We start from the raw sequence: 23,719 nt of genomic DNA, 5'->3' as shown, positions 1-23,719 counted from the left end.
GCTCGCCCCCCCCTCCACCCACCTCGGCGTGGGGGTGGGGGGGCCCCCCGCCCCGCCCCCCCCCCCCCCCCCACGACGCGACCTGCGCGGTCTTCGGCGGCGAGTACCTGCCGAGGGGACTGGACCCGGACTGCTGCGGCTAGGGCCGGTCGCCCGGCCGGTCGCCCCAGCGGTGGTCCGGCACCGGTCCAACCGGTGCCGCCGGTTCTTCCAGTAGCGGTGCATCCGGTTGGCGACGGCGTGGCCGACGGAGGTAGACCACGGCGGCCAGGCCGTACCCGCAACCAGACGGCTCTTCCCGGACCGGGCACCCGCACGGGGCCTCTCCGGTGGCGCGGGAGCCCGGTCCGGGTCACGCTCCCGAGGAGAGAGAAACCGCTCGGGAGCACACCCCGGAGGACCCCCGTGCCCGTACCGATACGGCGCCTCTTCGTGGCGCTCACCCTCTGCTGCGCCCTCGTCGCCGGCGCCACCGCCTGCGGCGGCGCGACCCGTAACGGCGCCAGACAGGACACCGTGACGTCCGCGGCGGCGACCGAAGCGGCCGTCGCCGCCGCGGCCACCCCCAGTCCCAGCACCTCTGTCGAGAAGCAGAAGTTCGCCAAGACCCGCTTCGTCGCGAACGCGGGTCTCGCGGCCGGCGCCACCTACGAGTGGATCGTGAAGCCCTGGAAGGCGGGCAAGTTCAAGAAGGGCGCCCACGGGCGCAAGTTCGCGCTCGTCAAGGCGGCCCTCGCCGGCGCGTTCGCGTACAACCGGCTCAAGGCCGCCACCAAGAACGCCAAGGCCGACCCCACGCTCTCCAAGGCGCTCGCCCCGCTCACCGCGGGCATCAACTCCCTCAAGAGCCTGCCGTCCAAGCTGCGCAAGGGCGACTCGACGGACAAGACGGCCGGTTCCTTCGACGACGTCATCAACAAGGTCAAGGAGGCCGGCAAGAGCGCCGGCGCCGAGGTGAAAAACAAGGTGCCGTCCGCCGGCCAGCTCAGCGGAGGGTGAACCAACCCCGTAAGCCTATGAGTTGAGCTCCGCCAGCACGCGCAGCGTGTGCGGGTCGGGCGCGAGGGCCAGGAGATCCGTCACCGGGCCCTCGCGCCACAACTCCAGCCGCTCCGCGATCCGTTCACGCGGTCCGACGAGCGAGATCTCGTCGGCGAACGCGTCCGGCACGGCGAGCACGGCCTCCTCCCGGCGTCCCGCGAGGAACAACTCCTGTATCCGCCGGGCCTCTTCCTCGTACCCCATGCGCGCCATCAGGTCGGCGTGGAAGTTGCGGGCCGCGTGCCCCATCCCGCCGATGTAGAAGCCGAGCATCGCCTTCACCGGGAGCAGGCCTTCGGCGACGTCGTCGCAGACCTTCACCCGCGCCATGGGCGCGACGACGAAACCCTCGCGGAAGGTGGTCGTCCCGTACACCTCCGGCCGGCTCGGCGACCAGTACAACGGCAGCCAGCCGTCCGCGATCTCGGCCGTCTGCGCCACGTTCTTCGGCCCCTCCGCGCCCAGCAGCACGGGCAGCCCGGCCCGCAGCGGATGCGTGATCGGCTTCAGCGCCCTGCCCAGCCCCGTCCCGTCCGCACCCCGGTAGGGATGGGAGTGGAACCGCCCGTCCAACTCGACCGGCGCCTCCCGCCGCAGCACCTGCCGCACCACGTCCACGTACTCCCGGGTCGCGGTCAGCGGCGACTTGGGGAACGGCCGCCCGTACCAGCCCTCCACGACCTGCGGTCCGGAGAGCCCGAGCCCCAGCAGCACACGGCCGCCGGAGAGATGGTCGAGCGTGAGCGCGTGCATCGCCGTGGTGGTGGGGGAGCGGGCCGCCATCTGCGCGACGGCCGTACCCAGCTTGATCGTTGACGTCCGCGCCGCGATCCAGGTCAGCGGGGTGAAGGCGTCGGACCCCCACGACTCGGCGGTCCACACGGAGTCGTACCCGAGCCGCTCCGCCTCCAGCGCCAGCGGCACGTGGTCCGCGGCGGGGCCGCGGCCCCAGTACCCGAGTGCGAGACCGAGCCGCATGCGCCCTCCCCAGTAAGGGAACTGACGGTACGTCAGTACTTGCCGGACTGTACGACAACGGCCCCCCGCCCGGAAGGGCGAGAGGCCGTGGGCGAGTCGCGTCCGGGGGTCAGCCGCGCTGGATCCCCGAGGTGTCCTGGAGCACGCCGCGCCGGCCGTCCTGCGTCTGCGCGACCAGGGCGCCGCCGCGCTGCTCGACAGCCAGGTACCAGGTACCCGGGGCGAGTTCGGCGATCGGGGGCGGCGAACCGTCCTCCCCGAAGAGCGGCCGGGGCACCGGCACCGCGAACCAGAACGGCGAGAACTCCCCGGCCGGCGCCGCCGCCTGCTGCGGCTGCGGCTGTCCGAACGGCTGCCCCTGCTGCTGCGGCGGGGGCGGCGTACCGTACGACGGCTGCGGAGCACCGGCACCCGCGCCGGCGCCCGGGTAGCCGTAACCACCGGGCGGCTGGGCCCCGTAGGGCGCGGGGGCGACCGGCTTGGGCGCCGGCAGGAGAGCGCCCTGGAGCGCCGGGACGAGCGGCGAGGCGACGGCGGCGGCGGCCAGCACGAGGGCCGCGATGAAGCCGAGGATCAGACCGGCGGCGGCGTCGGCACCGTCCGGGACGTCGACCAGCGACCAGAACTGGGTCCAGGCGACGAGGACGGTGAACGCGACCCCGACCGTCCCGAGGTCCAGCCCGAGGACCTTGCGCGGCTGCGGCAGCAGGCGGTTGACGACGATCAGAGCGGCACCGATGACCCCGCCCATGTAAGTGCCGAGACCATTGCCGAGGTCGGTCCACGCGGTCTGGTCCACGTTGAACCCGGAAACGGAGTAGAGCTTGAGGAACGACGCGATGAACAGCAACACCGCTGCTCCGATCACCACGCCGTCGCCTCGAGTGAGCGAGCGGATATTCACTTCAGGTCCTTCGCAGGTCGTCTCGGAGTCGGTGGAGGCGTCGCTGTGCAGCGCGGGGGAGGCACCTCACGGTACGGACGACACTATCGTCCGGACGATTGGGATGTCCGCCCGGATCCGTCCGCAAAGCCCTACCCACGCAGGAAACTCACGATTCCCTCAGAGATCCCCTGCGCCGCCTTCTGCCGCCAGGCGCCGCTGGTCAGCAGTGCCGCGTCCTTGCTATCGCGCATGTTGCCGCACTCGATGAACACCTTGGGAACCGTTGACAGATTGAGACCGCCCAGGTCCTTACGCGTGACGAGACCGGTGCCGCCGCCGAGGTAGTTGGACCGCGGCTCGCCGGTGGCGCGGAGGTAGCCGTCCGCGACGCGCTCACCGAGGGCGCGCGAGGGGGCCACGATCGCGCGGGTGTCCGCGCCGCCCGCGTGCACGGAGCCCGGCAGGATCACATGGAAGCCCCGGTCGCCCACGGACGCTCCGTCCGCGTGGATGGAGATCGCGGCGTCCGCGTGCGCGGCGTTGCCGATCTGCGCCCGCCGGTCGACGCAGGGGCCCCACGTCGGGGAGCCGCTGTCGTGGGTCAACTTCACCGTGGCGCCCTCCTTCTGGAGCAGCGCCTTCAGCCGGTGCGACACGTCGAGCGTGAACTCGGCTTCCGCGTAACCGGAGTTGGTGGCCGTCCCCGTCGTGTCGCACTCCTTGCGGTTCGTCCCGATGTCCACCTTGCGGTTGATCTCGGCCGTGTGCCGGAAGTTGTCCGGGTTGTGCCCCGGGTCGATGACGACGACCCTGCCCTTCAGGGGGCGGGCGTTGGAGGAGGCGCTCGGCGCCTTCCCGTCGTCGGCGGCGGAGGTGGACCGCCCGCTCGACGCCGAGGCCGCGCCCCCGGCCCGGCCGCCGCCCCCGTGCTCGGGGCCGCCCACCGTCTCGTAGACCAGCCACCCGAGCAGCGCCCCCGGCACCAGCGCGGCCAGCGCCACGGTCAGCGGCCCCCGGCGGAGACGGCGGGGCGGGCGGGGATCGAAGTCCGGACCTGCGTACGACACGGAGGCCAGCCTAGCGGGCGCCTTCCGGGGCCTCAGAGACCGGCGCCGGTCCGCCGCAGCACGCGCAGCGACTCCGTCGCCGACACCTCGGTGAACGCGCCGGACGCCAGCGCCCGCAGGTAGACGCGGTAGGGGGCCTGGCCGGTGAACTCGTCCTCGGGGTGCGGGAACACGTCGTGGATGACGAGCAGTCCGCCGTCGGCGACATGCGGCGCCCAGCCCTCGTAGTCGGCGTTCGCGTGCTCGTCGGTGTGGCCCCCGTCGATGAAGACGAGTCCGAGCGGGCTGCCCCAGACCCGGGCGACCTGCGGCGACCGTCCGACGAGGGCCACCACGTGCTCCTCCAGGCCCGCCCGGTGCAGGGTCCTGCGGAAGGCGGGCAGCGTGTCCATCAGCCCCAGCTCCGGATCGACCGTCTCCGGGTCGTGGTACTCCCACCCCGGCTGCTGCTCCTCGCTGCCGCGGTGGTGGTCGACGGTGAGGGCGGTGACCCCGGCCCGGCGGGCCGCGTCGGCGAGCAGCAGCGTCGAGCGCCCGCAGTACGTGCCGACTTCGAGCAGCGGGAGCCCGAGCCGTCCGGCCTCCACGGCGGCCCCGTACAGCGCGAGCCCCTCACCGGCCGGCATGAACCCCTTCGCGGCCTCGAACGCGGCCAGGGTCTCGGGGGCGGGGGCCGCAGCCATGGGGGGCCTTTCGGTCGTACGAACGGGTGGGCGCCCCATGCTGCCGTACCCCCGGCCGACGGATCGACAGGGGGTAGGGAGGCGGGCGGTACGCGGGATCGCCCCGTGGAGGGCTACGCGTCGACGGTCTCGCCGGGCAGTGACAGGTCCACGTCGACCGGGGTCTCGTCCCCCGCGTGCGTCGCCGACGAGGCGAGCGGCCCGTGCCCGGTGGCCCGCGCGGCGAGCACGTACGCACCCCGCGCCGGTACCGCGAGCACGTAACTGCCGTCCGCCGAGGACAGGGTGGCCCCCGCCTGGCGTCCGCGCGGGTCGATCAGCGTGACGTTGGCGCGGGCGACCGGCACGCCCCGGGCGTCCAGCACCCGCCCGCGGAAGCCGCCGAGGATCTCGGCCGCGCGCTCCAGCGCGGCGTCCTCTTCGCTGCTGGCGATCAGCTGCGGGCCGGTCGCCGGGCGACGCCCGGGGAGGAAGAGCGCCATGAGCAGGCCCACGGCGACCGCACCGGTGGCGAGGAGGAAGGAGATGCGGAAGCCGTGCATCGTCGGGAGCGCGACGCCGCCGACGTGGTCCGCGGTGTTGGCGAGGACCATGCCGATCACGGCGCTCGACACCGACGTACCGATGGACCGCATCAGGGTGTTGAGGCCGTTGGCGGCGCCGGTCTCCGAGGCCGGGACCGCGCCGACGATCAGCGCGGGCAGCGAGGAGTAGGCGAGGCCGATACCGGCGCCCAGGATCACCGCGATGACCAGGCTCTGCCAGGGGGCGCTCATCAGTCCGAGCCCGGCGCCGTAGCCGATGCCGATGATCACCATGCCGATGATCAGGGTCACCTTGGGGCCGTACTTCGCCGACAGCCGGGCGTAGACCGGCGCGGTGAACATCATCGTCAGGCCGAGCGGCGCCACCAGCAGGCCCGCGGAGACCATCGACTGGCCGAGGCCGTAGCCGGTGGCCCGGGGGAGCTGGAGCAGCTGCGGCAGGACGAGGGAGACGACGTAGAAGGAGACGCCGACCATGATCGAGGCGAGGTTGGTGAAGAGGACCGCCGGGCGGGCCGTGGTGCGCAGGTCGACCAGCGGGGCCTTCAGCCGCAGCTCCATGACGCCCCACAGGACGAGGACGACGGCCGCCGCGGCGAACAGGCCGAGCGTGGTCGCGGAGGTCCAGCCCCAGTCGCTGCCCTTGGTGATCGGCAGGAGGAAGAGGACGAGGCCGGCGGTGAGGCCGATCGCGCCCAGCACGTCGAAGGTGCCCTCCGCCCGCATCGGGGACTCCGGTACGACGAGAAGGGTGAGGGCGATGGCGAGGACACCGAGGCCGGCGGCGCCGTAGAACAGGGCGTGCCAGTCGGCGTGTTGGGCGATCAGGGCCGCGAGGGGCAGCGCGAGGCCGCCGCCGACGCCGATCGAGGAACTCATCAGGGCCATCGCGGAGCCGAGCTTCTCGCGGGGCAGCATGTCCCGCATCAGACCGATGCCGAGGGGTATCGCGCCCATCGCGAAGCCCTGGAGCGTACGGCCCGCGATCATCGTGAGCAGATCGCTGGTGAGGGCGCTGACCAGGGCGCCGGCCACCATCACGGCGAGGCTGGTGATCAGCATCCGCCGCTTGCCGTAGAGGTCGCCGAGGCGGCCCATGATCGGGGTGGCGACGGCGCCGGAGAGAAGGGTGGAGGTCAGGACCCAGGTCGCGTTGCTGGGCTCGGTGCTCAGCAGCTGCGGCAGGTCCTTGATGACCGGGACGAGCAGGGTCTGCATCACCGCGACAACGATGCCCGCGAAGGCGAGCACCGGCACGACGGCGCCGGACGGCCTCCGTGCGGGCTGGTCGGTCGACGTGCGCGTCATGAAGTAAGGCCTCCGGGCAGGGGAGTGGGTGGAGCCGGTTGATCCGTGCGGGATAAGTGCAGGGTAAACCTCGTATGCATGGGCAACTATTCCGATGCTTCGGCGCACTAACGAAATCTTGACCCGCCCATGAACATCTGGTCTCCCGTCAGATCCCTGGTCATTGAGTGCAACGTGTTCTAATCTCGCCCGCCATGAAGGCCTATGTCGCCGGCGTCGGGATGACGAGATTCGAGAAACCCGAGAGCCGGGAGTGGCAGTACTGGGACATGGTGCGGGAGGCCGGTGGTGCCGCCCTCGCGGATGCCGGGATCACCTACGCCGAGGTGGAACAGGTCCCGGTCGGCTACTGCTTCCAGCCCTCGACCGCCGGCCAGCGCGCCGCCTACGAACTCGGACTCACCGGCGTCCCCGTCTACAACGTCAACAACAACTGCGCGACCGGCTCGACCGCGCTGATGCTGGCCCGCCAGCTCGTCGAGGGCGGAGCGGCCGACTGCGTCCTCGCGCTGGGCTTCGAGAAGATGAAGCGCGGCGCGCTCGGCGGCGGCTCGGACGGCGACTCCTTCGCGACCTCACCCGTCGCCCGCCACTACGGCGTGATGGCCGCCCGGCACGGCTTCGAGGCGACCCCGCCCACCGCGCAGATCTTCGGCGACGCGGCCCGCGAGCACATGCGGAGGTACGGCACGACCGAGGCGCAGCTCGCCGCCGTGGCCGCCAAGAACCACCGGCACTCCGCGCACAACCCCAACGCCCAGTTCCGAACCGTGTACGACGTCGACGACATCCTCGCCGCCCGCGTCGTCCACCGGCCGCTCACCAGACTCCAGTGCTCGCCGACCTCCGACGGCGCGGCGGCGGCCGTGGTGGTGTCGGAACGGTTCGCCGAGCGCCGGGGGCCGACCGGCCTCGTCGAGATCGTCGCGCAGGCGATGACCACCGACACCGAGGAGTCCTTCGCGTCCGGCTCGTGCCTCGACGTCGTCGGCCGCGCCATGTCGCGGGAGGCCGCCCGCCAGGTCTACGAACGGTCCGGACTCGGCATCGACGACATCGACGTCGTGGAGCTCCACGACTGCTTCTCCGTCAACGAGTTGCTCACGTACGAGGCGCTCGGCATGTGCGCGCCGGGCGAGTCGGGCAACCTCGTCGAGTCCGGGGCGACGACCTACGGCGGACGCTGGGTGGTGAACCCCTCCGGCGGCCTGATCTCCAAGGGCCATCCCCTCGGCGCCACCGGGATCGCCCAAGTCGCCGAACTGGTATGGCAGTTGAGGGGCGAGGCGGGAGCGCGCCAGGTGCCCGGCGCCGATGTGGGACTCGCCCACAACATCGGCCTCGGCGGGGCGGCGGTGGTGACCCTGCTGCGGTCGGTCCAGGGGGCGGGTTAGCGGCCGGGAGGGGAGAGGGCGGGGGCGCTGTCCGCGGGGAGTCCGTGCTCCGCCGTCAGACCGGTCAGGAGGAGGTCGACGAGGCGGTGGAGACCGGTGGCGGGACGGGTGAGGCGGAAGGAGGCGATGGCCGCCAGGCAGACGCGTACGTCGTTCACGCCGATGTCGGGGCGGACGACGCCGGTGGCGCGGGCCCGGTCGACGAGCTGCCCCAGCGCCCGCGCCTGCTCGTGGCGGTCGGCAGCGAAGGCGGCGGCCGCCGGATGGGAGCCGAACAGCGCCTCGTTCAGGCCGCGGTCCCGCAACCGGTGCTCCGCGAAGCGGCGGACGATGCCGCTGAGGGCGCGCCATGGGTCGGGATCTTCGAGGGCGGCCCGCATGTCCGCGCGGCAGGCCGCGACGTGCTCGGCGAGCGCCGCGGTGACCAGGTCGGCGCGTGCGGGGAAGTGCCGGTGGACGGTGGCGATGCCCAGGCCGGCGCGGCGGGCGATCTCCCGCATCGGCAGGTCGAGCCCTTCGGCGGCGAAGGCGGCGCGGGCGACCGCGAGGATGCGCCGACGGTTGTCCTCCGCGTCGGTGCGGGTTTTCCGAGTCACTGTGCTCGCCGTGCCTCTCACTTCGACCTGATCCGGATCAGCTGCTCCACCTCCATGTCTACCGTGTGCCGACGCCCGGACGGTCCGGGCAGGAGAGGTGGATCATGCGCGCGGTACGGTTCGAGCGGTTCGGTCTCCCGGAGGTACTCGGCGTCGGATCCGTGCCCGAGCCGCACGCGGGCCCGGGCGAGGTACGGATCTCGGTGCGCACGGCGGGGGTGGCCCCGGTCGATCTCGCGCTGCGGGCCGGCGACTCGCCCACGGGTGACAGCCTCGTTCTGCCGCACATCCCCGGGGTGGACGCGGCCGGTGTGATCGACGAGGTCGGTGCGGGGGTCACGGGCCACGCGGTCGGCGACGAGGTGTTCGGCGCGGTCGACCTCGCCCGGCTGGGCGGGGCGAGCGCGCAGTTCGCGGTTCTCGCGTTCTGGGCGGCGAAGCCGGCCGGCTGGTCCTGGCGCGAGGCGGGCGCCGCGGCGACGGGTGTCGAGACGGCGACCCGGGCCCTGGACCTGCTCGGCCTCGCCGAGGAGCGGGACACGACACTCCTCATCGACGGGGCGTCGGGCGGCGTCGGAAGCATCGCTGTGCAGCTGGCGGTGGCGCGAGGGGCCCGTGTGCTCGGGACCGGCCGACCCGGCAGCCACGACTTCCTCGCCTCCCTCGGCGCGACCCCGGTCGCCTACGGGCCCGGCCTGGCCGAACGGGTCCGCTCCCTCGGCATCCCCCGGATCGACCGCGCCCTCGACGTGGCCGGGGCGGGCTCGCTGGACGAACTCGTCGCCCTCACCGGCCGCCCGGAGTCCGTCGTCACGCTCGCGGACTTCACCGGTCCCGGCCGCGGGGTACGCCTCTCGCTCGGCCGCTACGGCGGCCAGCCGGACGGGTGCCACGGACTGGAACGCGCCGCGGAACTGGCGGTGCGGGGACGGTTCCGGGTACCGGTCCAGGCGGTGTTCCCCGCCGACCGCGCGGCCGAGGCCCACACGGCCGCGGCAACGGGCCCGCACCGCGGAAAGACCGTCCTCGACCTCGCGACGCTGACACCCGGCGCCTGACGCGACCGGCGACCTGGACCGGCACCTCCGGCGAGTCGGGCGCCTCCCCGTCACCCGTCAACGAGCCCGCGATCCGGCATCAGGCGCGGAACGGCCCACGCACGCTGCCCAGTTGGGGGGAAACCGGCCGCCCTGCCCCGGTCAGGGAAGCCGGTGGGCCGGTCGGCTCACAGCCAGCCCTGGTGGCGGGCCTCCCGCATCGCCTCCATGCGGTTGCGGGTGGCCGTCTTGCCGATGGCGGAGGAGAGGTAGTTGCGGACGGTGGACTCCGAGAGGTGGAGCCTGGCGGCGATGTCGGAGACCGTCGCGCCGTCGGCCGAGGCCTTGAGCACATCGCGCTCACGGGCCGTGAGGGGATTCGGGCCGGCGCTCAACGCGGCGGCGGCTAGCGCCGGGTCGATCACCGTCTCGCCGGTGAGGACCCGGCGGATGGACGCGGCCAGGTCCTCCACGGGGCCGTCCTTCACCAGGAAGCCGGCCGCGCCGGCCTCCATCGCGCGGCGCAGATAGCCCGGCCTGCCGAAGGTGGTGAGGATCAACACCCGGCAGTCCGGGGCCTGTTCACGCAGTTCGGCCGCCGCGTCCAGGCCGCTCATGCCGGGCAGTTCGATGTCGAGGAGGGCCACGTCCGGGCGGTGCAGCAGCGCCGCGTCCACGATGGCGTCGCCGGTCGCCACCTGGGCCACGACCTCCAGGTCCTCCTCCATGCCGAGGAGGAGGGCGAGCGCGCCGCGCATCATGCCCTGGTCCTCGGCGAGCAGGACTCTGACGGACTTGGCGGGCCGGTGGTCCCGGGGCATCTCATCCACGGGCCCAGGGTAAGGCCGGGGGCGTTCGCCAAAAACTCCGCATTCTTCGACTCCGCGAGTCTTGACGCCCTCCGGCTGCGGGCAAACAATCGCCCTCGGTATTCCGTCGGCCCCGAGGAAATGTCCGCCGGGCCGGTTCCGTAAACGTTCGGCATTTCGATCGCGAATGGGTTCGGGATATCGATCGAACAGCGTCCGGTATATCGACCAGGTGCCGTGCTCCACCCCGCACCACCGCACCCCCACAGCACGGCTCCACACCTGCACAGCCCCACAGCGCAACCCACCCGCACTGCCCCCCAGGTTCGGAAGAGGTGCCCCGTGATCCCCAAGCCTCCGCGCTCCCGGCCACGCCGGTTCGGCCGGGCGAGAAACGTGCTTCTGGCCGTGCTCTCGGCGTTCGTGACCGTCCTCGCCCTCGCCGTCGGCGTCCCGCAGGCCTCGGCCGCGACCTCCCTCCCGTGCGACATCTACGCCACCGCCGGCACCCCCTGCGTGGCCGCGCACAGTCTCGTCCGGGCGCTCTACTCGTCCTACGGCGGCTCGCTCTACCAGGTGCGGCGGGCCTCCGACAGCGCCACCGCCAATATCGGGGTGCTCGCGGCCGGCGGGTACGCCAACGCGGCGGCCCAGGACTCCTTCTGTTCCGGCACCACGTGCCTCATCACCAAGATCTACGACCAGTCCGCCCGCCACAACGACCTCACGGTCGAGGGCGCGGGCGGCGCCGGCGCGGCCGACGTCGGTGCCCCGGCGGACGCGCTGCCGGTGACGGTGGGCGGCCACCAGGTGTACGGCCTGGAGATCTCGGCCGGCATGGGTTACCGCGACAACAGCACCTCGGGCGTCGCCACCAACGGGGGCGCCGAGGGGATGTACATGGTGACCTCCGGCACCCACGTGAACGGCAGCTGCTGCTTCGACTACGGCAACGCCGAGACCAACAACCTGGACACCGGCAACGGGCACATGGACGCCATCAACTTCGGCACCGAGTGCTGGTTCTCCCCGTGTTACGGCCAGGGGCCGTGGGTCCAGGCCGACCTGGAGAACGGTCTCTTCCAGTCCGACTCCGGGTACAGCAAGAACACGGCGAACACCGGCACCGGGGCCACGCCATTCGTCACCGCTTTGCTGAAAAACAACGGTCAGGACCATTTCGCGCTGAAATACGGCAACGCCCAATCGGGCAGTCTCACCACCACCTATTCCGGTGGTGAACCCACCACCAGTGGGTACTCCCCGATGCACCAGGAGGGCGCGATCGTCCTCGGCACCGGCGGCGACAACAGCAACGGCTCCATCGGTTCCTTCTTCGAGGGCGTCATGACCTCGGGCATCCCCACGGACGCGGCAGACAACTCGGTGCAGGCCAACATCGTCTCCGTCGGCTACGGCGCCTCGACCGGCTCCACCGGCACGCTGACCCCGGGCTCGGAGATCTCGCTGCGCGCCACCACCGCCTGCTGCACGACCGACTACGTCCGCCACCAGAACAACGCGGCGGTCGTCTCGCCGATCACGTCGAGCAGTTCGGCCCTGGACAAGAGCGACGCCACCTGGATCGTCCGCCGGGGCCTGGCCAGTTCCTCCTGCGTCTCCTTCGAGTCACGGAACTATCCGGGCGACTTCCTGCGCCACTACAACTACCAGCTGCTGCGCCAACCCATGGTCGGCACAACCCAGTTCAGAGCCGACGCCACGTTCTGTCCGACGACGGGCAAGAGCGGGACGGGCACCTCGTTCGCGTCGTACAACTACCCGGCGAAGTTCCTCCGGCACTACAACCTCAACGTCTACATAGCGAGCGACGGCGGCTCCAACACCTGGGACAGCGCCACCTCGTGGACGGACGACGTCAGCTGGGTGGTCACGGCTCCCTGGGCCCCGTAGAGACAGCGGAAGGGGCCAAGTCCGCCGACTCCACCGGGAGTTCGGCGGTGACGGAGAAGCCGCCGCGCGGCGACGGGCCGGTCCGCAGGGAGCCGCCCGCCGTCGCCAGGCGTTCCGTCAGGCCCTTGAGGCCGGTTCCGCCGACCCCGTCGGCGGGGCCGGTCCGCGGCGTACCGGTACCGGTGCCGTTGTCCGTGACGGTCAGCCGGATCCGGTCCAGCACGCCGTCGACCGTGATCTCGCAGCGGTCCGCGTCGCTGTGCCGGACGACGTTGGTCACCGCCTCCCGCACCACCCAGCCCAGCAGGGCCTCGCTCTGCGGGGTCAGCGGGGCACCGGAGAGGCGGACCACGGGTTCGACGCGCGCCGCCGACAGGGCGGAGCGGGCCCGGTCCAGCTCCGTGGCGAGACTGCCCTCGCGGTAGCCGGTCACCGCCTCGCGGATCTCGGTCAGCGCCTGCCGGCCCACCGCCTCGATGTCGGTGACCTGGGCCAGTGCCGCGTCCAGGTCACGGGGCGCGAGCCGGCGGGCCGCCTCGGACTTCACCACGATCACCGAGAGGGTGTGGCCGAGCAGGTCGTGCAGGTCCCGGGAGAAGCGCATCCGCTCCTTCTCCACCGCGCGCCGGGCCAACTCCTCCCGGGCGTCCCGCAGTTCGCGTACGGCCTCGGAGAGGGAGAGGATCGCCGCGGTCACCATCGTCGACAGGAACGTGCCGTAGGCGACGTTGATCGCGTCCCAGCCCGCCCGGTACGTGGAGACCGCCGCCGCCAGCACGGTCAGCGCCAGACCGGTCCTGCCGAGCCACCGTCCGCGCAGCACGGCACCCGTGGCGAGGCCCAGCAGCGGGAAGAAGTACAGCCAGCTGCCGCCGTAGCCGAGGGCCAGGCCGCAGGTGATCAGGCCCATCAGGACCAGCGCGACGCGGGTCGGGCGCGCCTCGCGGGCCTCCTTCACGAAGGCGCGGAACACCACATAGATGTAAAGGGAGTTGAAGGCGAACAGGCCGAGGCCGCCGAGCCAGGGGTTGGCGCCCTTGCCCTGGAGGAGGTTGGAGAAGGACCCCATCCCCATCAGCAGCCACGGCAGCAGGGAGAAGCCGGTCGGCGGCGGCCCGGGGTCCTCCGGCTCCTTGCCGCCGGTCCGGCGCGCCTCCTTCCGGGCGGCCTTGTACCGCTCCATGTCGGCCCTCCACCGGATCCGCGCCGCCCGCCCGGCCCGTATCCGGCAGCTGATCCCCCGCATCCAGGACATGTCCCGCATCCCCCCGTTCACACGGTCCGCCCGGTCCGGCGGTACGCCAGCACAGCGTACGAACCGAACGCGAGCAGCCACACCGTCAGAACGACCACCGCGCCCGGCGCCGGCGCGTGCCCGTCGACGACCGACGTGCCGAGCTGGGCGAAGCGGTTGGTCGGGGTGTACGCGGACAGCGCGCGCAGCCAGCCGGGAAAGAGGCTGACCGGGAACCAGAGGCCGCCGACCACCGCGAGCCCCAGATTGCAGGCCATGTTCGCCACGCCGGTGGTCTGCCCGGTCAGGCCGTAGCCGTTGCCGAGCCCGAGCAGCGTGAAGGGGACCGAGCCCAGCCACAGCAGCAGCGCGAGCCCGCCCCACTGCCAGGCGTCCAGCCGTACGCCGTTGACCACACCGCCCGCCGCGAGCACCGCGACGATCGACGGCAGCACGGTCACCGAACCGGTCAGCGCCCGGCCGAGGACCACCTGGCGCGGGGTCATCGGGGTCACCCGCAGCTGCCTCAGCCAGCCGATCGCCCGGTCCTCGGCGACCCCGCCGCCGGTGTTCAGCGCCGAGCCGACCGCGCCGTAGGCGGCCATGCCGACCATGGCCTGCGCCCGGTAACCGCCGTCGTCGCCACCGAGGTTGGTGAAGAGCAGGTACATCATCACCGGCATGGCGATCCCGCCGATCACGAAGCCGGCGTCGCGCAGCGTCCGGCGTACTTCGAGCCGCAGGTAGTCGAGCATCACACCGTCTCCGTCTCAGGGGTGGTCAGGGCGAGGAAGGCGTCGTCGAGCGAGGCCGGGGTGACCGTCAGGCCGCGGATCGCGCCCAGTGCGGCCAGGGCGATCACGGTCGCGTCCGAGTCGTCGGTGCGCAGCAGCGCGCGGTCGCCGCGCACCTCCAGCGAGCGGACGCCGGGCAGTCGGGCGAGGCCCTCGGTGGGGCGGCCCGCCAGGTCGACCGAGACGAGGCTGCCGCCGGCCGCCCGCTTGAGCTGCTCGCCGGTGCCGTCGGCGACGATCCGGCCGCGGTCGATGACGACGATCCGGTCGGCGTGCGCGTCCGCCTCGTCGAGGTAGTGCGTGGAGAACAGCACGGTGTGTCCGCGCCGGGCGTAGGCGCGCATCGAGTCCCAGAAGGCGTGCCGCGCCTCCACGTCGAGCGCGGCGGTCGGCTCGTCCAGGACGAGCAGCGCGGGGTCGCCGGCCAGCGCGACCGCGAACCGTACCCGCTGCGTCTGGCCGCCGGAGAGCCGGTCCACCCGTCGCCCGGCCAGTTCGCCGATGCCGGCCAGCTCCAGGGCGCGCGCGACGGGCATCGGCGCGGGATAGCGGCCGGCCACGAAGGCGACCAGCTCCCGCACGGTGACCCGGGGCACCGCCCGCGCCTCCTGGAGCATGGCGCCGACCAGGCCCGCGCGCACCGCCTGCCCGGGGGCCGCGCCGAACACCTCCACCGTGCCCGCGTCGGGCGCGTTCAGCCCGAGCAGCAGGGAGATCGCCGTCGACTTGCCCGCGCCGTTGCGGCCGAGCAGCGCGACGGTCTCGCCGCGGGCGATCCCCAGGTCCACCCCGTCCACGGCGCGCACCTCGCCGAAGGTCTTGACCGCCCCCGCGAAGGCGACCGCGTGTTCTGTCCCATCTGTCCGCGTCATGCCTTGGACGGTACGGATCCGCGCCCCCCGTCCGGCAGATGCGCATGTACGGAGTCGGGCGGGACAAATGTCACGGGTGCCGCCGCGAACCCCGACCTGACACGGCGTCAGGAGCCTTCACAAGTACAGGGCGCTCGGCTATACAGAAGGGCGCCGGACTGGAACGCGTTCTAGGTCGGCCCGTGACGACCTCGGTGCGGCCGACGGTGCGGACGGCCGCACCGAGGTCTTCGACCACCGGCGATCAGGAGCCCCATGCCCATCGACGCAGCCCTGGCTCTCGCAGCCGAACCCCGGACCGGCGAGATCTCCTGGAACACCAAGGACGTCCAGCTCTACCACCTCGGCCTCGGCGCCGGAACCCCGGCGACCGACCCCGACGAGCTGCGCTACACCCTGGAGTCCCGGCTGCACGTACTGCCCAGCTTCGCCACCGTCGCGGGCAACGGCTCACCCGGCGTGATCAGCGGTCTCTCCATGCCCGGCGTCGACGTCGACCTCGCCAGGGTCCTGCACGGCGGCCAGTCGCTGGAGATCCACCGCCCGATCCCGGTCAGCGGCACCGCCACCGCCACGGGCCGGATCGCCGCCGTCCACGACAAGGGCAAGGCGGCCGTCCTGGTCATGCGCACCGAAGTCGCCGATGCCGAGGGCCCGTTGTGGACCAGCGACGCACAGATCTACGTACGCGGCGAGGGCGGCTGGGGCGGCGACCGCGGCCCCTCCACCCGCCTCGAACCCCCGGCCGGCGACCCCGACAAGACGGTGGAACGGCACATCCGCGAGGACCAGGCCCTCCTCTACCGCCTCTCCGGAGACTGGAACCCGCTGCACGCGGACCCCGGGTTCGCCGAGCTCGCCGGCTTCGAGCGGCCCATCCTGCACGGGCTGTGCACCTACGGCATGACACTCAAGGCGGTCGTCGACACCCTGCTCGACGGCGACGTGAGCCGGGTGCGCTCCTACGCCACGCGCTTCGCCGGGGTCGTCTTCCCCGGCGAGACCCTGCGGGTACGGATGTGGCGCGGCGACGGCGCCGTACGCGTCGCCGTGGGCGTGGCCGAACGGGACGACGCGCCCGTCCTCGCCGACACGATCGTCGAACACTCCTGAGCCAGCCCAGAGTCGAGGGGAGCCGCAGCATGCGCGCAGCCGTACTGCACGAGATCGGCCAGGACAAACTGGAAGTCCTCGACGACGTCGAGGCGGTGGGGTTCGGGCCCGGCCGGGTCAGGATCCGGGTCCGCGCCACCGGGCTCTGTCACTCGGACCTGTCCGCGATGGCCGGCGTCCTGCCGCAGCCCGCGCCGTTCGTGCCCGGTCACGAGGGCGCCGGCGAGATCGTCGAAGTCGGCGACGGCGTCAAGCACGTGAAGCCCGGCGACCGGGTCGTCGTCTGCTGGCTGCCGGCCTGCGGCGCCTGCCCGGCCTGCGGACGCGGTCAGACCGAACTCTGCCTGGCCGGGTTCGTGAACGCCGGCACGCCCAACTTCCGCCGTCCCGGCGGTGACGTCTTCGGCTTCGCCGGCACCGGCACCTTCGCCGAGGAGGTCGTCGTCGACGCGGGCTGCGCCGTACCGATCCCCGACGACGTGCCCTACGACATCGCGGCCCTCATCGGCTGCGGGGTCACCACCGGCCTCGGCGCCGCCCTCAACACCGCGGACGTGGCGGCCGGTTCGTCGGTCGCCGTGATCGGCTGCGGCGGCGTCGGCATCTCCGCGATCCAGGGCGCCCGGCTCAGGGGCGCCGCCGAGATCGTCGCCGTCGACCCGGTCGCCTCCCGCCGTGAGGCCGCGCTCGACTTCGGCGCCACCACGGCGGTTTCGCCGGACGAGCTGCCCGACGCCAGGGAGCGGGTCACCGGCGGCGAGGGCTTCGACTACGTCTTCGAGGTCGTCGGCCGCTCCGCCACCGCCCGCACCGCCTACGACCACACCCGCCGCGGCGGCACCCTCGTCATCGTCGGCGCCGGCGCCCTCGACGACTTCCTCCAGCTCAACATGTTCGAGCTGTTCTTCGACGAGAAGCGCATCCTGCCCTCGATGTACGGCGGCGGGGACGTCCTGCGCTCCTACGAGCGGACGATCGCCCTGTGGCGGGCCGGCCGTATCGACCTGGAGAGCCTCATCACCCACCGGGTGCCGCTGGCCGACATCAACGAGGCCCTCGACCAGATGCGCACCGGCGCGGCCCTGCGCACCTGCGTCGAGCTCTGACCCCCCTCCTCGAAAGGACCTCGATGTCACTGCCACTCGACGGGCTCTGCGCGATCGTCACCGGCGCCGGCCGCGGACTCGGCCGCGCCGAGGCGCTCGAACTCGCCCGGCTCGGCGCCGCCGTCGTCGTCAACGACTACGGACAACCGGGCAGGGACGGCTCGGGGGCGGCCTCCGCGGGCCCCGCCGAAGAGGTCGTCGCCGAGATCCGCGCCTCGGGCGGCCGGGCCACCGCCCACACCGGAGATGTCGCCGACTTCCAACAGGCCCATGCACTCATCGAGTTGGCGATCGCGGAGTACGGCAAGCTGGACATCCTCGTCAACAACGCGGGCATCCTGCGCGACCGCATGGTCTTCTCCATGTCCGAGCACGAGTGGGACTCGGTGATCCGGGTCCACCTCAAGGGCCACTTCAACACGACCCGTTTCGCCGCCGCGCACTGGCGCGAGCGCTCCAAGGCGGCGGGCGCCCCGGTCCACGGCCGGATCGTGAACACCTCCTCCGAGGCGTTCGTCGCCGGTTCCGCCGGACAGCCCAACTACGCGGCGGCGAAGGGCGGAATCGTCGGCCTGACCACCTCGACCGCCCTCGCCCTCGCCAAGTACGGCGTGACCGCGAACGCCATCTGCCCCCGTGCCCGCACCCGGATGACCGAGGACGTCTTCGCCGGCCTCGGAGCGGGGGACGACGGCCTGGACCCGCTCGCCCCCGAGCATGTCGCCCCGCTCGTCGGCTACTTGGCCGCGCCCGCCGCCGGACGCGTCAACGGCCAGGTGCTCGTCGTGCACGGCGGCATGGTCGCGGTCCTCGAACGCCCGCGTGTGCAGGCCCGTTTCGACAGCAAGCAGGACACCTTCAGCCACGACGAGCTGGACGCCGTACTCACTCCGTACTTCCAACAGCGCCCGGACGGCGAAACGTTCGCGGCGGCCGAGGTGCTCGGACTGAAACGGGAGCGGCCGTAGGCAACACGGGCCGGACAACGGAACGGCCCCGCCCGTCCGGAGACGAGCGGGGCCACCTGCGGTGAGCCGCCTGAAACGACGTCAGGCTGCCGCGTGTTCGGACTGCTCGGACGACTGCTTGCGGTGCCGGCCGTGCGCGGCCGACTCCCGTTCCTGGACCGAGACAGGACCCCGGTGCCTGCCATGACCGGAGGTCTCCGGCGCCTCGGCAGACATGGTCTGCGTGCTGCTCGTGTTGTTCATCGGATACTTCACCCCGTCGACATGATCCTTCAAAAGCCCGGCGATCTTATCCGGCGCCGAACGGGGTGAAGCGCGGCGGTGTGCCGACCGGGACGGGTTCGTTACGAAGCCGCGTCACTTCCTTGTCCGACGGCCGTCCGGCCGTCGAGCGGCGCCTCCCGCAGCGGTACCGGACGCGCCACGACCGGCACCGCCGGGTCCGGTTCCGACGGCCGCGGCGCACCCTCCCCGGAGGCGGCAGCCGTCCCGTCACGCACCGGACCCCCCGCGCCGGAGCCCCCCGTCCCCGTGGGCACCGTCAGCCGCGCCACCCCGCACGGAGTCTCCGCCGTGGCGTACGGCAGCCGCAGCACCCCGTCCTCCGTCCACCACCCCGCGCCGGCCAACCACCCCTGCGGAGCCGGGAGATGGAGCACCCGGCGCAGCGCGGGCCGCCACATCCCGACCCAGCCGCCGGCCGGGCCCTCGATCCGCAGGGCCACCGCGCAGCTCTCCGGCGTCAGCACCTGCCCCGGCTGGACCGCGAACGGCGTCACCGCGCGGTCGGGCAGCCGCAACGACTCCGGGAACCGCACCGGCAGCGTGCTCCCCAGCACCCCCCAGCCCAGCCGGTCCCGCCCCGGCGACGGCGCGTCCGAGCGGATCAGCAGCAGCCCGCTGTCCGGATCGGCGAGCAGCAGCCGGTCGTCGCTGTCGGCCGCGATCTGGAGCAGCGGCGACACCTCACCGCCCCGCTCCAGGTCCACCACGACCGTCTTGGTCCGGCCGCCGGTCTCCCGGTCCAGGGCCAGCATCCGGCCCCGCCGGTCCAGCCAGACCCCGCCCGCACAGCGCCCCGGGATCACCGCCGCCCGCTCCGGCCCGAAGGCGCCGCCCGCGACGAGCCACACCACCGAGGAACGCGGGCCCACGGCGAGGGCGTACGCCGTGTCGCCGCCCGGCGCCGGCGGCAGCAGCCGCAGCCGGGTGGCGGCGTCCGGGTACTCGACCGCGCCGAGCGGCAGCTCACCCGTGCCGGGCCCGGTCGGGTACAGGAAGGAGAAGGAGTGCCGTCCGTCGACCAGCCGCCGGATGAGCACCCGGCCGTCGGCCATCGGCTGGACCTCGGTGCCGGGCTCCTCCGGCTGGTTGCCGGGCAGCGGCACGGCGTAGGGCTCGGGGCCGTCGAGCGTCCAGCGCTCCGGGAAGAGACAGCCGCCGGCCGTCGCGAGACGGGCGCCGTACGTGCCGGCCGCCGTGATCACGCATCCGGTCCGCTCGTCCTCGTCCCCGTCCTCCGCCGCGGCTTCGATCGCACAGGCCGTCATCGGTCGATCACCTCCGGCGACGAAACTAGTTTTCGCACGTACGGGCGGGGGTCCGACGAGCACCCGGTTCACACATAAGGGTGGCCAAGGAACGATTCACCAGAGGAAACGGAGGCGCTTGTGCTGACCGGGGCCGGGCAGGCCGGCCGCCCGCTTCCGGCGGTTCAGCCCCGCAGTGCGGCCAGGTAGCCTTTCACCCGTGCCCCGTCTGTCTGAAGTCATCGCCGCGCTGGAGGAGCTCTGGCCCGCCGAGCGGGCCGAGTCCTGGGACGCGGTCGGTACCGTCGTGGGCGACCCCGAACAGGACGTCACCCGCGTGCTGTTCGCCGTCGACCCGGTCGCCGGGATCGTCGAGGAGGCCGTACGGCTCCGCGCCGACCTGCTGGTCACCCACCATCCGCTCTATCTGCGCGGTACGACCACGGTCGCGGCCTCGACCCCCAAGGGCCGGGTGGTGCACACCCTGATCAAGCACGACATCGCCCTGCACGTCGCCCACACCAACGCCGACCGCGCCGACCCCGGAGTCTCCGACGCCCTCGCCGGCGCGCTCGACCTGCGGATCGAGGGACCGCTCGTACCGGACCCCACCGACCCCGCGGGCCGCCGCGGCCTCGGCCGGGTCTGCGCCCTGGACCACCCGCTCACCGTCCGCGAACTCGCCGCCCGCGCCGCCGAACGGCTGCCCGCCACCGCGCAGGGCATCCGCGTCGCCGGCGACCCCGACGCCCTGGTCCGCACCGTGGCCGTCAGCGGCGGCTCCGGCGACAGCCTCCTCGACGCGGTACGCGCGGCGGGCGTCGACGCCTTCCTCACCGCGGACCTGCGCCACCACCCCGTCTCCGAGTTCGCCGCCGACAGCGCCCGCGCTCCGCTGGCGCTGCTCGACGCCGCACACTGGGCCACCGAGTGGCCCTGGTGCGAGCTGGCCGCCACCCAGCTCGACGCGGTCTCCGACCGCGCGGGCTGGGGCCTGCGGGTCCACGTCTCGAAGACGGTCACCGACCCCTGGACCGCCCACGCGGCGTCCTCCACCCTCACTGACCCCCTGGGAGCCCCCAACTGAACGCCGCGCCCGCCGACCAGATCCGACTCCTCGACGTCCAGGCCCTCGACGTACGCCTCCAGCAGCTCGCCCACAAGCGCCGGTCGCTGCCGGAGCACACCGAGATCGACTCGCTGACCAAGGACCTCACACAGCTGCGCGACCTCCTGGTCGCCGCGCAGACCGAGGAGAGCGACTGCGCCCGCGAGCAGACCAAGGCCGAGCAGGACGTGGACCAGGTGCGCCAGCGCTCCGTCCGCGACCAGCAGCGCCTGGACTCCGGTGCCGTCACCTCCTCCAAGGACCTGGAGAACCTCCAGCGCGAGATCACCTCCCTCGCCAAGCGCCAGGGCGACCTGGAGGACGTCGTCCTCGAAGTCATGGAGCGCCGCGAGTCCGCACAGGAGCGGGTCGGTGAACTCACCGGCCGGGTCTCCTCCGTCGAGTCGAGGATCGGCGACGCGACGGCCCGCCGCGACGCCGCCTTCGCGTCGCTCGACGGCGAGGAGGACTCCGTCACCAAGGAGCGCGAGGTGATCGCGGGCGTCATCCCCGCGGAGCTGCTCAAGCTCTACGACAAGCTCCGCGCCCAGCAGGGCGGCGTCGGCGCGGCCAGGCTCTACCAGCGGACTTGCCAGGGCTGCCGCCAGGAGCTGGCGATCACCGACATCAACGAGATCCGCGCGGCGGCGCCGGACACGGTGGTGCGCTGCGAGAACTGCCGCCGCATCCTGGTGCGTACGTCCGAGTCCGGTCTGTAAGACGTCCAAGGAGCGTTCGCCGTGCGGGAGTTCATTGTCGAGGCAGACGGCGGTTCCCGGGGCAACCCGGGGCCCGCGGGCTACGGGTCCGTGGTGCTCGACGCGGCCACGGGGGAGACCCTGGCGGAGACGGCCGAGTACATCGGGGTCGCCACGAACAACGTCGCCGAGTACCGCGGCCTGCTCGCCGGCCTGCGCGCCGCCCACACCCTGGACCCGGCCGCCACGATCCACGTCCGGATGGACTCCAAGCTCGTCGTCGAGCAGATGTCGGGCCGCTGGAAGATCAAACACCCCGACATGAAGCCCCTGGCGGCCGAGGCGGGCGGGGTCTTCCCGGCCACCCGCGTCACGTACGAGTGGATCCCGCGCGAGCGGAACAAGCACGCGGACCGGCTGGCGAACGAGGCGATGGACGCGGGGAAGCGGGGCGAGCGCTGGTCGGCGTCGGCGTCGACGGCGGACCTGCCGGCCTCCCGCCCGGCCGCCCGGCCCACGGGAACAGGCACGGGCACAGGCTCAGGCACGGGAACAGGCTCAGGTGCCGGTACCGGTACCGGCACCGCGCAGGCGGCCGGCAAGGCCGCGGCCGATCTGCGGGCCGCCCGGAACGTCGCGACGCGGCCGTCGGTCGGCTGGGGCGCACCCGCCGACATGGGCGCCCCGGCCACCTTCGTCCTCCTCCGCCACGGCGAGACCCTCCTCACCCCCCAGAAACGCTTCTCCGGCAGCGGCGGCACCGACCCGTCCCTCTCCGCCACCGGCCGCGCCCAGGCCGAACGGGTCGCGACGGCCCTCGCCGCCCGCGGCACCGTCGAGCGGATCGTCGCCTCCCCCCTGACCCGCACCCGGGAGACCGCCGCCGCGGTGGCGGACCGCCTCGGCCTGGACGTGACGACCGACGAGGGCCTGCGCGAGACGGACTTCGGCGCCTGGGAGGGGCTGACCTTCGGCGAGGTCCGGGAGCGCTACCCCGACGACCTGACCGCCTGGCTCGCCGACCCCGACGTCCGCCCGACCGGCGACGGCGAGAGCTTCGCGGAGACCGCCACCCGCGTCGCGGCGGCCCGCGACCGGCTGACCGAGGAGCACGCCGGCCGTACGGTCCTGCTCGTCACCCACGTCACGCCGATCAAGACGCTGGTACGGCTGGCGCTGGGCGCCCCGCCGGAGTCCCTGTACCGCATGGAGCTGTCGGCGGCCTCGCTGTCGACGGTGGCGTACTACGCGGACGGCAACGCGAGCGTCCGTCTCTTCAACGACACGTCCCACCTGCGCTGAGCCCGGCCGCCCGGCGGGCCAGCGCCTCGATCCGCGCCCAGTCCCCGGCGCCGACGGCGTCCGCCGGGACCATCCAACTCCCGCCCACGCAGCCGACGTTGGGCAGCGCCAGGTACTCGGGCGCGGAGTCGGCCCCGATGCCGCCGGTCGGACAGAACCGGGCCTGCGGCAGGGGCCCGGCCAGCGACTTCAGATAGGCGGTGCCGCCCGCCGCCTCGGCCGGGAAGAACTTCATCTCCCGCACCCCGCGCTCCAGCAGCGCGACCACCTCGGTGGCGGTCGACACCCCCGGCAGGAACGGCAGCCCGGACGCCCGCATCGCCTCCAGCAGAAGCTCCGTCCACCCGGGGCTGACCAGGAACCGCGCCCCCGCCGCCACCGACCGCGCCACCTGTTCCGCGGTGAGCACCGTGCCGGTACCGACGACCGCCCCCGGCACCTCTTCGGCGATCGCCCGCACCGCGTCCAGCGCGGCCGGCGTCCGCAGCGTCACCTCGATCAGCGGCAGCCCGCCGGCCACCAGCGCGCGGGCCAGCGGCACGGCGTCCCCGGCGTCCTCCAGTACGACGACGGGCACGACGGGAGCCCGGTCGAGCAGGGAGGGGGCGGGGAGGGGCGAAACGGGGAGGGGCGAGGCGGGCAGCGGTACGGAGGGCGGGCACGGAGATGAGGAGGCCATAGCGTCATCCTGCCCAGGTGCCGCACCCTGCGCAAAGGGCGTTGCGCACACTGCAATG

At 73.0% G+C, this 23,719-nt stretch carries 23 protein-coding genes; 10 read left to right on the top strand and 13 right to left on the bottom strand.

Going from position 1 to position 23,719, the window contains the following annotated elements; genetic code table 11:
• The first annotated feature begins 405 nt into the window (after window positions 1-405).
• Window positions 406-999 (top strand): hypothetical protein, encoded by a 594-nt coding sequence (locus ABZT12_RS04210; RefSeq protein WP_356376966.1) that lies wholly within the window; start codon window positions 406-408, stop codon window positions 997-999.
• Between the two features lie 15 nt (window positions 1,000-1,014).
• Here ABZT12_RS04210 and ABZT12_RS04205 read toward each other — a convergent pair whose 3' ends face one another.
• The 5 genes from ABZT12_RS04205 to ABZT12_RS04185 all read right to left on the bottom strand — a co-directional run bounded on the left by ABZT12_RS04205 (window position 1,015) and on the right by ABZT12_RS04185 (window position 6,508).
• Entirely contained in the window at window positions 1,015-2,019 is a 1,005-nt protein-coding gene (locus ABZT12_RS04205) for an LLM class F420-dependent oxidoreductase (RefSeq protein WP_356376963.1), read from the bottom strand.
• A 109-nt stretch (window positions 2,020-2,128) separates the two neighbouring features.
• Window positions 2,129-2,890, bottom strand: coding sequence for a hypothetical protein (locus tag ABZT12_RS04200; protein WP_356376960.1), 762 nt, complete (start codon window positions 2,888-2,890; stop codon window positions 2,129-2,131).
• A 164-nt stretch (window positions 2,891-3,054) separates the two neighbouring features.
• Window positions 3,055-3,972, bottom strand: coding sequence for an N-acetylmuramoyl-L-alanine amidase (locus tag ABZT12_RS04195; protein ID WP_356376957.1), 918 nt, complete (start codon window positions 3,970-3,972; stop codon window positions 3,055-3,057).
• A gap of 32 nt (window positions 3,973-4,004) precedes the next feature.
• Window positions 4,005-4,655 (bottom strand): class I SAM-dependent methyltransferase, encoded by a 651-nt coding sequence (locus ABZT12_RS04190; protein ID WP_356376954.1) that lies wholly within the window; start codon window positions 4,653-4,655, stop codon window positions 4,005-4,007.
• 113 nt (window positions 4,656-4,768) lie between these two features.
• Window positions 4,769-6,508 (bottom strand): MFS transporter, encoded by a 1,740-nt coding sequence (locus ABZT12_RS04185; RefSeq protein ID WP_356376951.1) that lies wholly within the window; start codon window positions 6,506-6,508, stop codon window positions 4,769-4,771.
• A gap of 194 nt (window positions 6,509-6,702) precedes the next feature.
• On the opposite strand from ABZT12_RS04185, the gene ABZT12_RS04180 reads away from it, so the two are divergent.
• Window positions 6,703-7,902: a lipid-transfer protein gene (locus ABZT12_RS04180; protein WP_356376948.1), complete on the top strand. Its 1,200-nt coding sequence runs from the start codon at window positions 6,703-6,705 to the stop codon at window positions 7,900-7,902.
• Here the strand turns inward: ABZT12_RS04180 and ABZT12_RS04175 are convergent.
• Complete coding sequence (locus ABZT12_RS04175) at window positions 7,899-8,498, bottom strand: TetR/AcrR family transcriptional regulator (protein ID WP_356376945.1); 600 nt, start codon at window positions 8,496-8,498, stop codon at window positions 7,899-7,901. The two genes, ABZT12_RS04180 and ABZT12_RS04175, sit on opposite strands and share 4 nt — an antisense overlap.
• A 104-nt stretch (window positions 8,499-8,602) precedes the next feature.
• Here ABZT12_RS04175 and ABZT12_RS04170 point away from each other — a divergent pair, with 104 nt between their 5' ends.
• On the top strand, window positions 8,603-9,556 hold the full coding sequence (locus ABZT12_RS04170) for an NADP-dependent oxidoreductase (RefSeq protein ID WP_356376942.1): 954 nt from the start codon (window positions 8,603-8,605) through the stop codon (window positions 9,554-9,556).
• A 167-nt stretch (window positions 9,557-9,723) separates the two neighbouring features.
• Here the strand turns inward: ABZT12_RS04170 and ABZT12_RS04165 are convergent, their stop codons facing one another.
• Window positions 9,724-10,356, bottom strand: coding sequence for a response regulator transcription factor (locus ABZT12_RS04165; protein ID WP_356378073.1), 633 nt, complete (start codon window positions 10,354-10,356; stop codon window positions 9,724-9,726).
• 330 nt (window positions 10,357-10,686) lie between these two features.
• Here ABZT12_RS04165 and ABZT12_RS04160 point away from each other — a divergent pair, with 330 nt between their 5' ends.
• Window positions 10,687-12,258 (top strand): alpha-L-arabinofuranosidase B, encoded by a 1,572-nt coding sequence (locus ABZT12_RS04160; RefSeq protein ID WP_356376939.1) that lies wholly within the window; start codon window positions 10,687-10,689, stop codon window positions 12,256-12,258.
• On the opposite strand, the gene ABZT12_RS04155 is transcribed toward ABZT12_RS04160, so the two are convergent.
• From ABZT12_RS04155 to ABZT12_RS04145, 3 genes are read right to left on the bottom strand one after another with little or no spacing between them, the layout of a single operon-like run.
• Window positions 12,236-13,513 carry a sensor histidine kinase gene (locus ABZT12_RS04155; protein WP_356376936.1) on the bottom strand — a complete coding sequence of 426 codons (1,278 nt, stop codon included), beginning with the start codon at window positions 13,511-13,513 and terminating at the stop codon, window positions 12,236-12,238. The two genes, ABZT12_RS04160 and ABZT12_RS04155, sit on opposite strands and share 23 nt — an antisense overlap.
• A 17-nt stretch (window positions 13,514-13,530) precedes the next feature.
• Window positions 13,531-14,247, bottom strand: a complete 717-nt coding sequence (locus ABZT12_RS04150) for an ABC transporter permease (protein ID WP_356376933.1) — start codon at window positions 14,245-14,247, stop codon at window positions 13,531-13,533.
• On the bottom strand, window positions 14,247-15,158 hold the full coding sequence (locus ABZT12_RS04145) for an ABC transporter ATP-binding protein (protein WP_356376930.1): 912 nt from the start codon (window positions 15,156-15,158) through the stop codon (window positions 14,247-14,249). The genes ABZT12_RS04150 and ABZT12_RS04145 overlap by 1 nt, the downstream gene beginning before the upstream one ends.
• Before the next feature lie 255 nt (window positions 15,159-15,413).
• Here ABZT12_RS04145 and ABZT12_RS04140 point away from each other — a divergent pair, with 255 nt between their 5' ends.
• From ABZT12_RS04140 to ABZT12_RS04130, 3 genes are read left to right on the top strand one after another with little or no spacing between them, the layout of a single operon-like run.
• Window positions 15,414-16,271 (top strand): MaoC/PaaZ C-terminal domain-containing protein, encoded by an 858-nt coding sequence (locus tag ABZT12_RS04140; protein WP_356376927.1) that lies wholly within the window; start codon window positions 15,414-15,416, stop codon window positions 16,269-16,271.
• A gap of 29 nt (window positions 16,272-16,300) precedes the next feature.
• On the top strand, window positions 16,301-17,377 hold the full coding sequence (locus tag ABZT12_RS04135) for a Zn-dependent alcohol dehydrogenase (protein WP_356376924.1): 1,077 nt from the start codon (window positions 16,301-16,303) through the stop codon (window positions 17,375-17,377).
• A gap of 23 nt (window positions 17,378-17,400) precedes the next feature.
• Complete coding sequence (locus ABZT12_RS04130; protein ID WP_356376921.1) at window positions 17,401-18,345, top strand: 3-oxoacyl-ACP reductase; 945 nt, start codon at window positions 17,401-17,403, stop codon at window positions 18,343-18,345.
• A gap of 81 nt (window positions 18,346-18,426) precedes the next feature.
• Here the strand turns inward: ABZT12_RS04130 and ABZT12_RS04125 are convergent, their stop codons facing one another.
• Together ABZT12_RS04125 and ABZT12_RS04120 are read right to left on the bottom strand one after the other, a co-directional pair.
• Complete coding sequence (locus ABZT12_RS04125; protein ID WP_356376919.1) at window positions 18,427-18,588, bottom strand: hypothetical protein; 162 nt, start codon at window positions 18,586-18,588, stop codon at window positions 18,427-18,429.
• Between the two features lie 101 nt (window positions 18,589-18,689).
• Window positions 18,690-19,895 (bottom strand): hypothetical protein, encoded by a 1,206-nt coding sequence (locus ABZT12_RS04120; protein ID WP_356376916.1) that lies wholly within the window; start codon window positions 19,893-19,895, stop codon window positions 18,690-18,692.
• A gap of 199 nt (window positions 19,896-20,094) precedes the next feature.
• Between ABZT12_RS04120 and ABZT12_RS04115 the strand changes: the two genes are divergently transcribed.
• The 3 genes from ABZT12_RS04115 to ABZT12_RS04105 are packed head-to-tail and all read left to right on the top strand — an operon-like array spanning window position 20,095 to window position 22,982.
• Window positions 20,095-20,961 carry a Nif3-like dinuclear metal center hexameric protein gene (locus tag ABZT12_RS04115; RefSeq protein WP_356376913.1) on the top strand — a complete coding sequence of 289 codons (867 nt, stop codon included), beginning with the start codon at window positions 20,095-20,097 and terminating at the stop codon, window positions 20,959-20,961.
• Window positions 20,958-21,701, top strand: coding sequence for a C4-type zinc ribbon domain-containing protein (locus tag ABZT12_RS04110; RefSeq protein ID WP_356378070.1), 744 nt, complete (start codon window positions 20,958-20,960; stop codon window positions 21,699-21,701). Before ABZT12_RS04115 ends, ABZT12_RS04110 begins: the two co-directional genes overlap by 4 nt.
• A gap of 21 nt (window positions 21,702-21,722) precedes the next feature.
• On the top strand, window positions 21,723-22,982 hold the full coding sequence (locus ABZT12_RS04105; RefSeq protein ID WP_356376910.1) for a bifunctional RNase H/acid phosphatase: 1,260 nt from the start codon (window positions 21,723-21,725) through the stop codon (window positions 22,980-22,982).
• Here the strand turns inward: ABZT12_RS04105 and ABZT12_RS04100 are convergent.
• Window positions 22,957-23,661: a bifunctional 4-hydroxy-2-oxoglutarate aldolase/2-dehydro-3-deoxy-phosphogluconate aldolase gene (locus ABZT12_RS04100; protein ID WP_356376907.1), complete on the bottom strand. Its 705-nt coding sequence runs from the start codon at window positions 23,659-23,661 to the stop codon at window positions 22,957-22,959. The genes ABZT12_RS04105 and ABZT12_RS04100 overlap by 26 nt on opposite strands.
• Window positions 23,662-23,719: the final 58 nt, after the last annotated feature.

This window comes from Streptomyces sp. NPDC005423 (assembly GCF_040606415.1).
In the GTDB taxonomy this organism is placed as follows: Bacteria; Actinomycetota; Actinomycetes; order Streptomycetales; family Streptomycetaceae; genus Streptomyces.
Note: the sequence above shows the minus strand (reverse complement) of the source record. Positions and strands in the feature narration are given on the sequence as shown.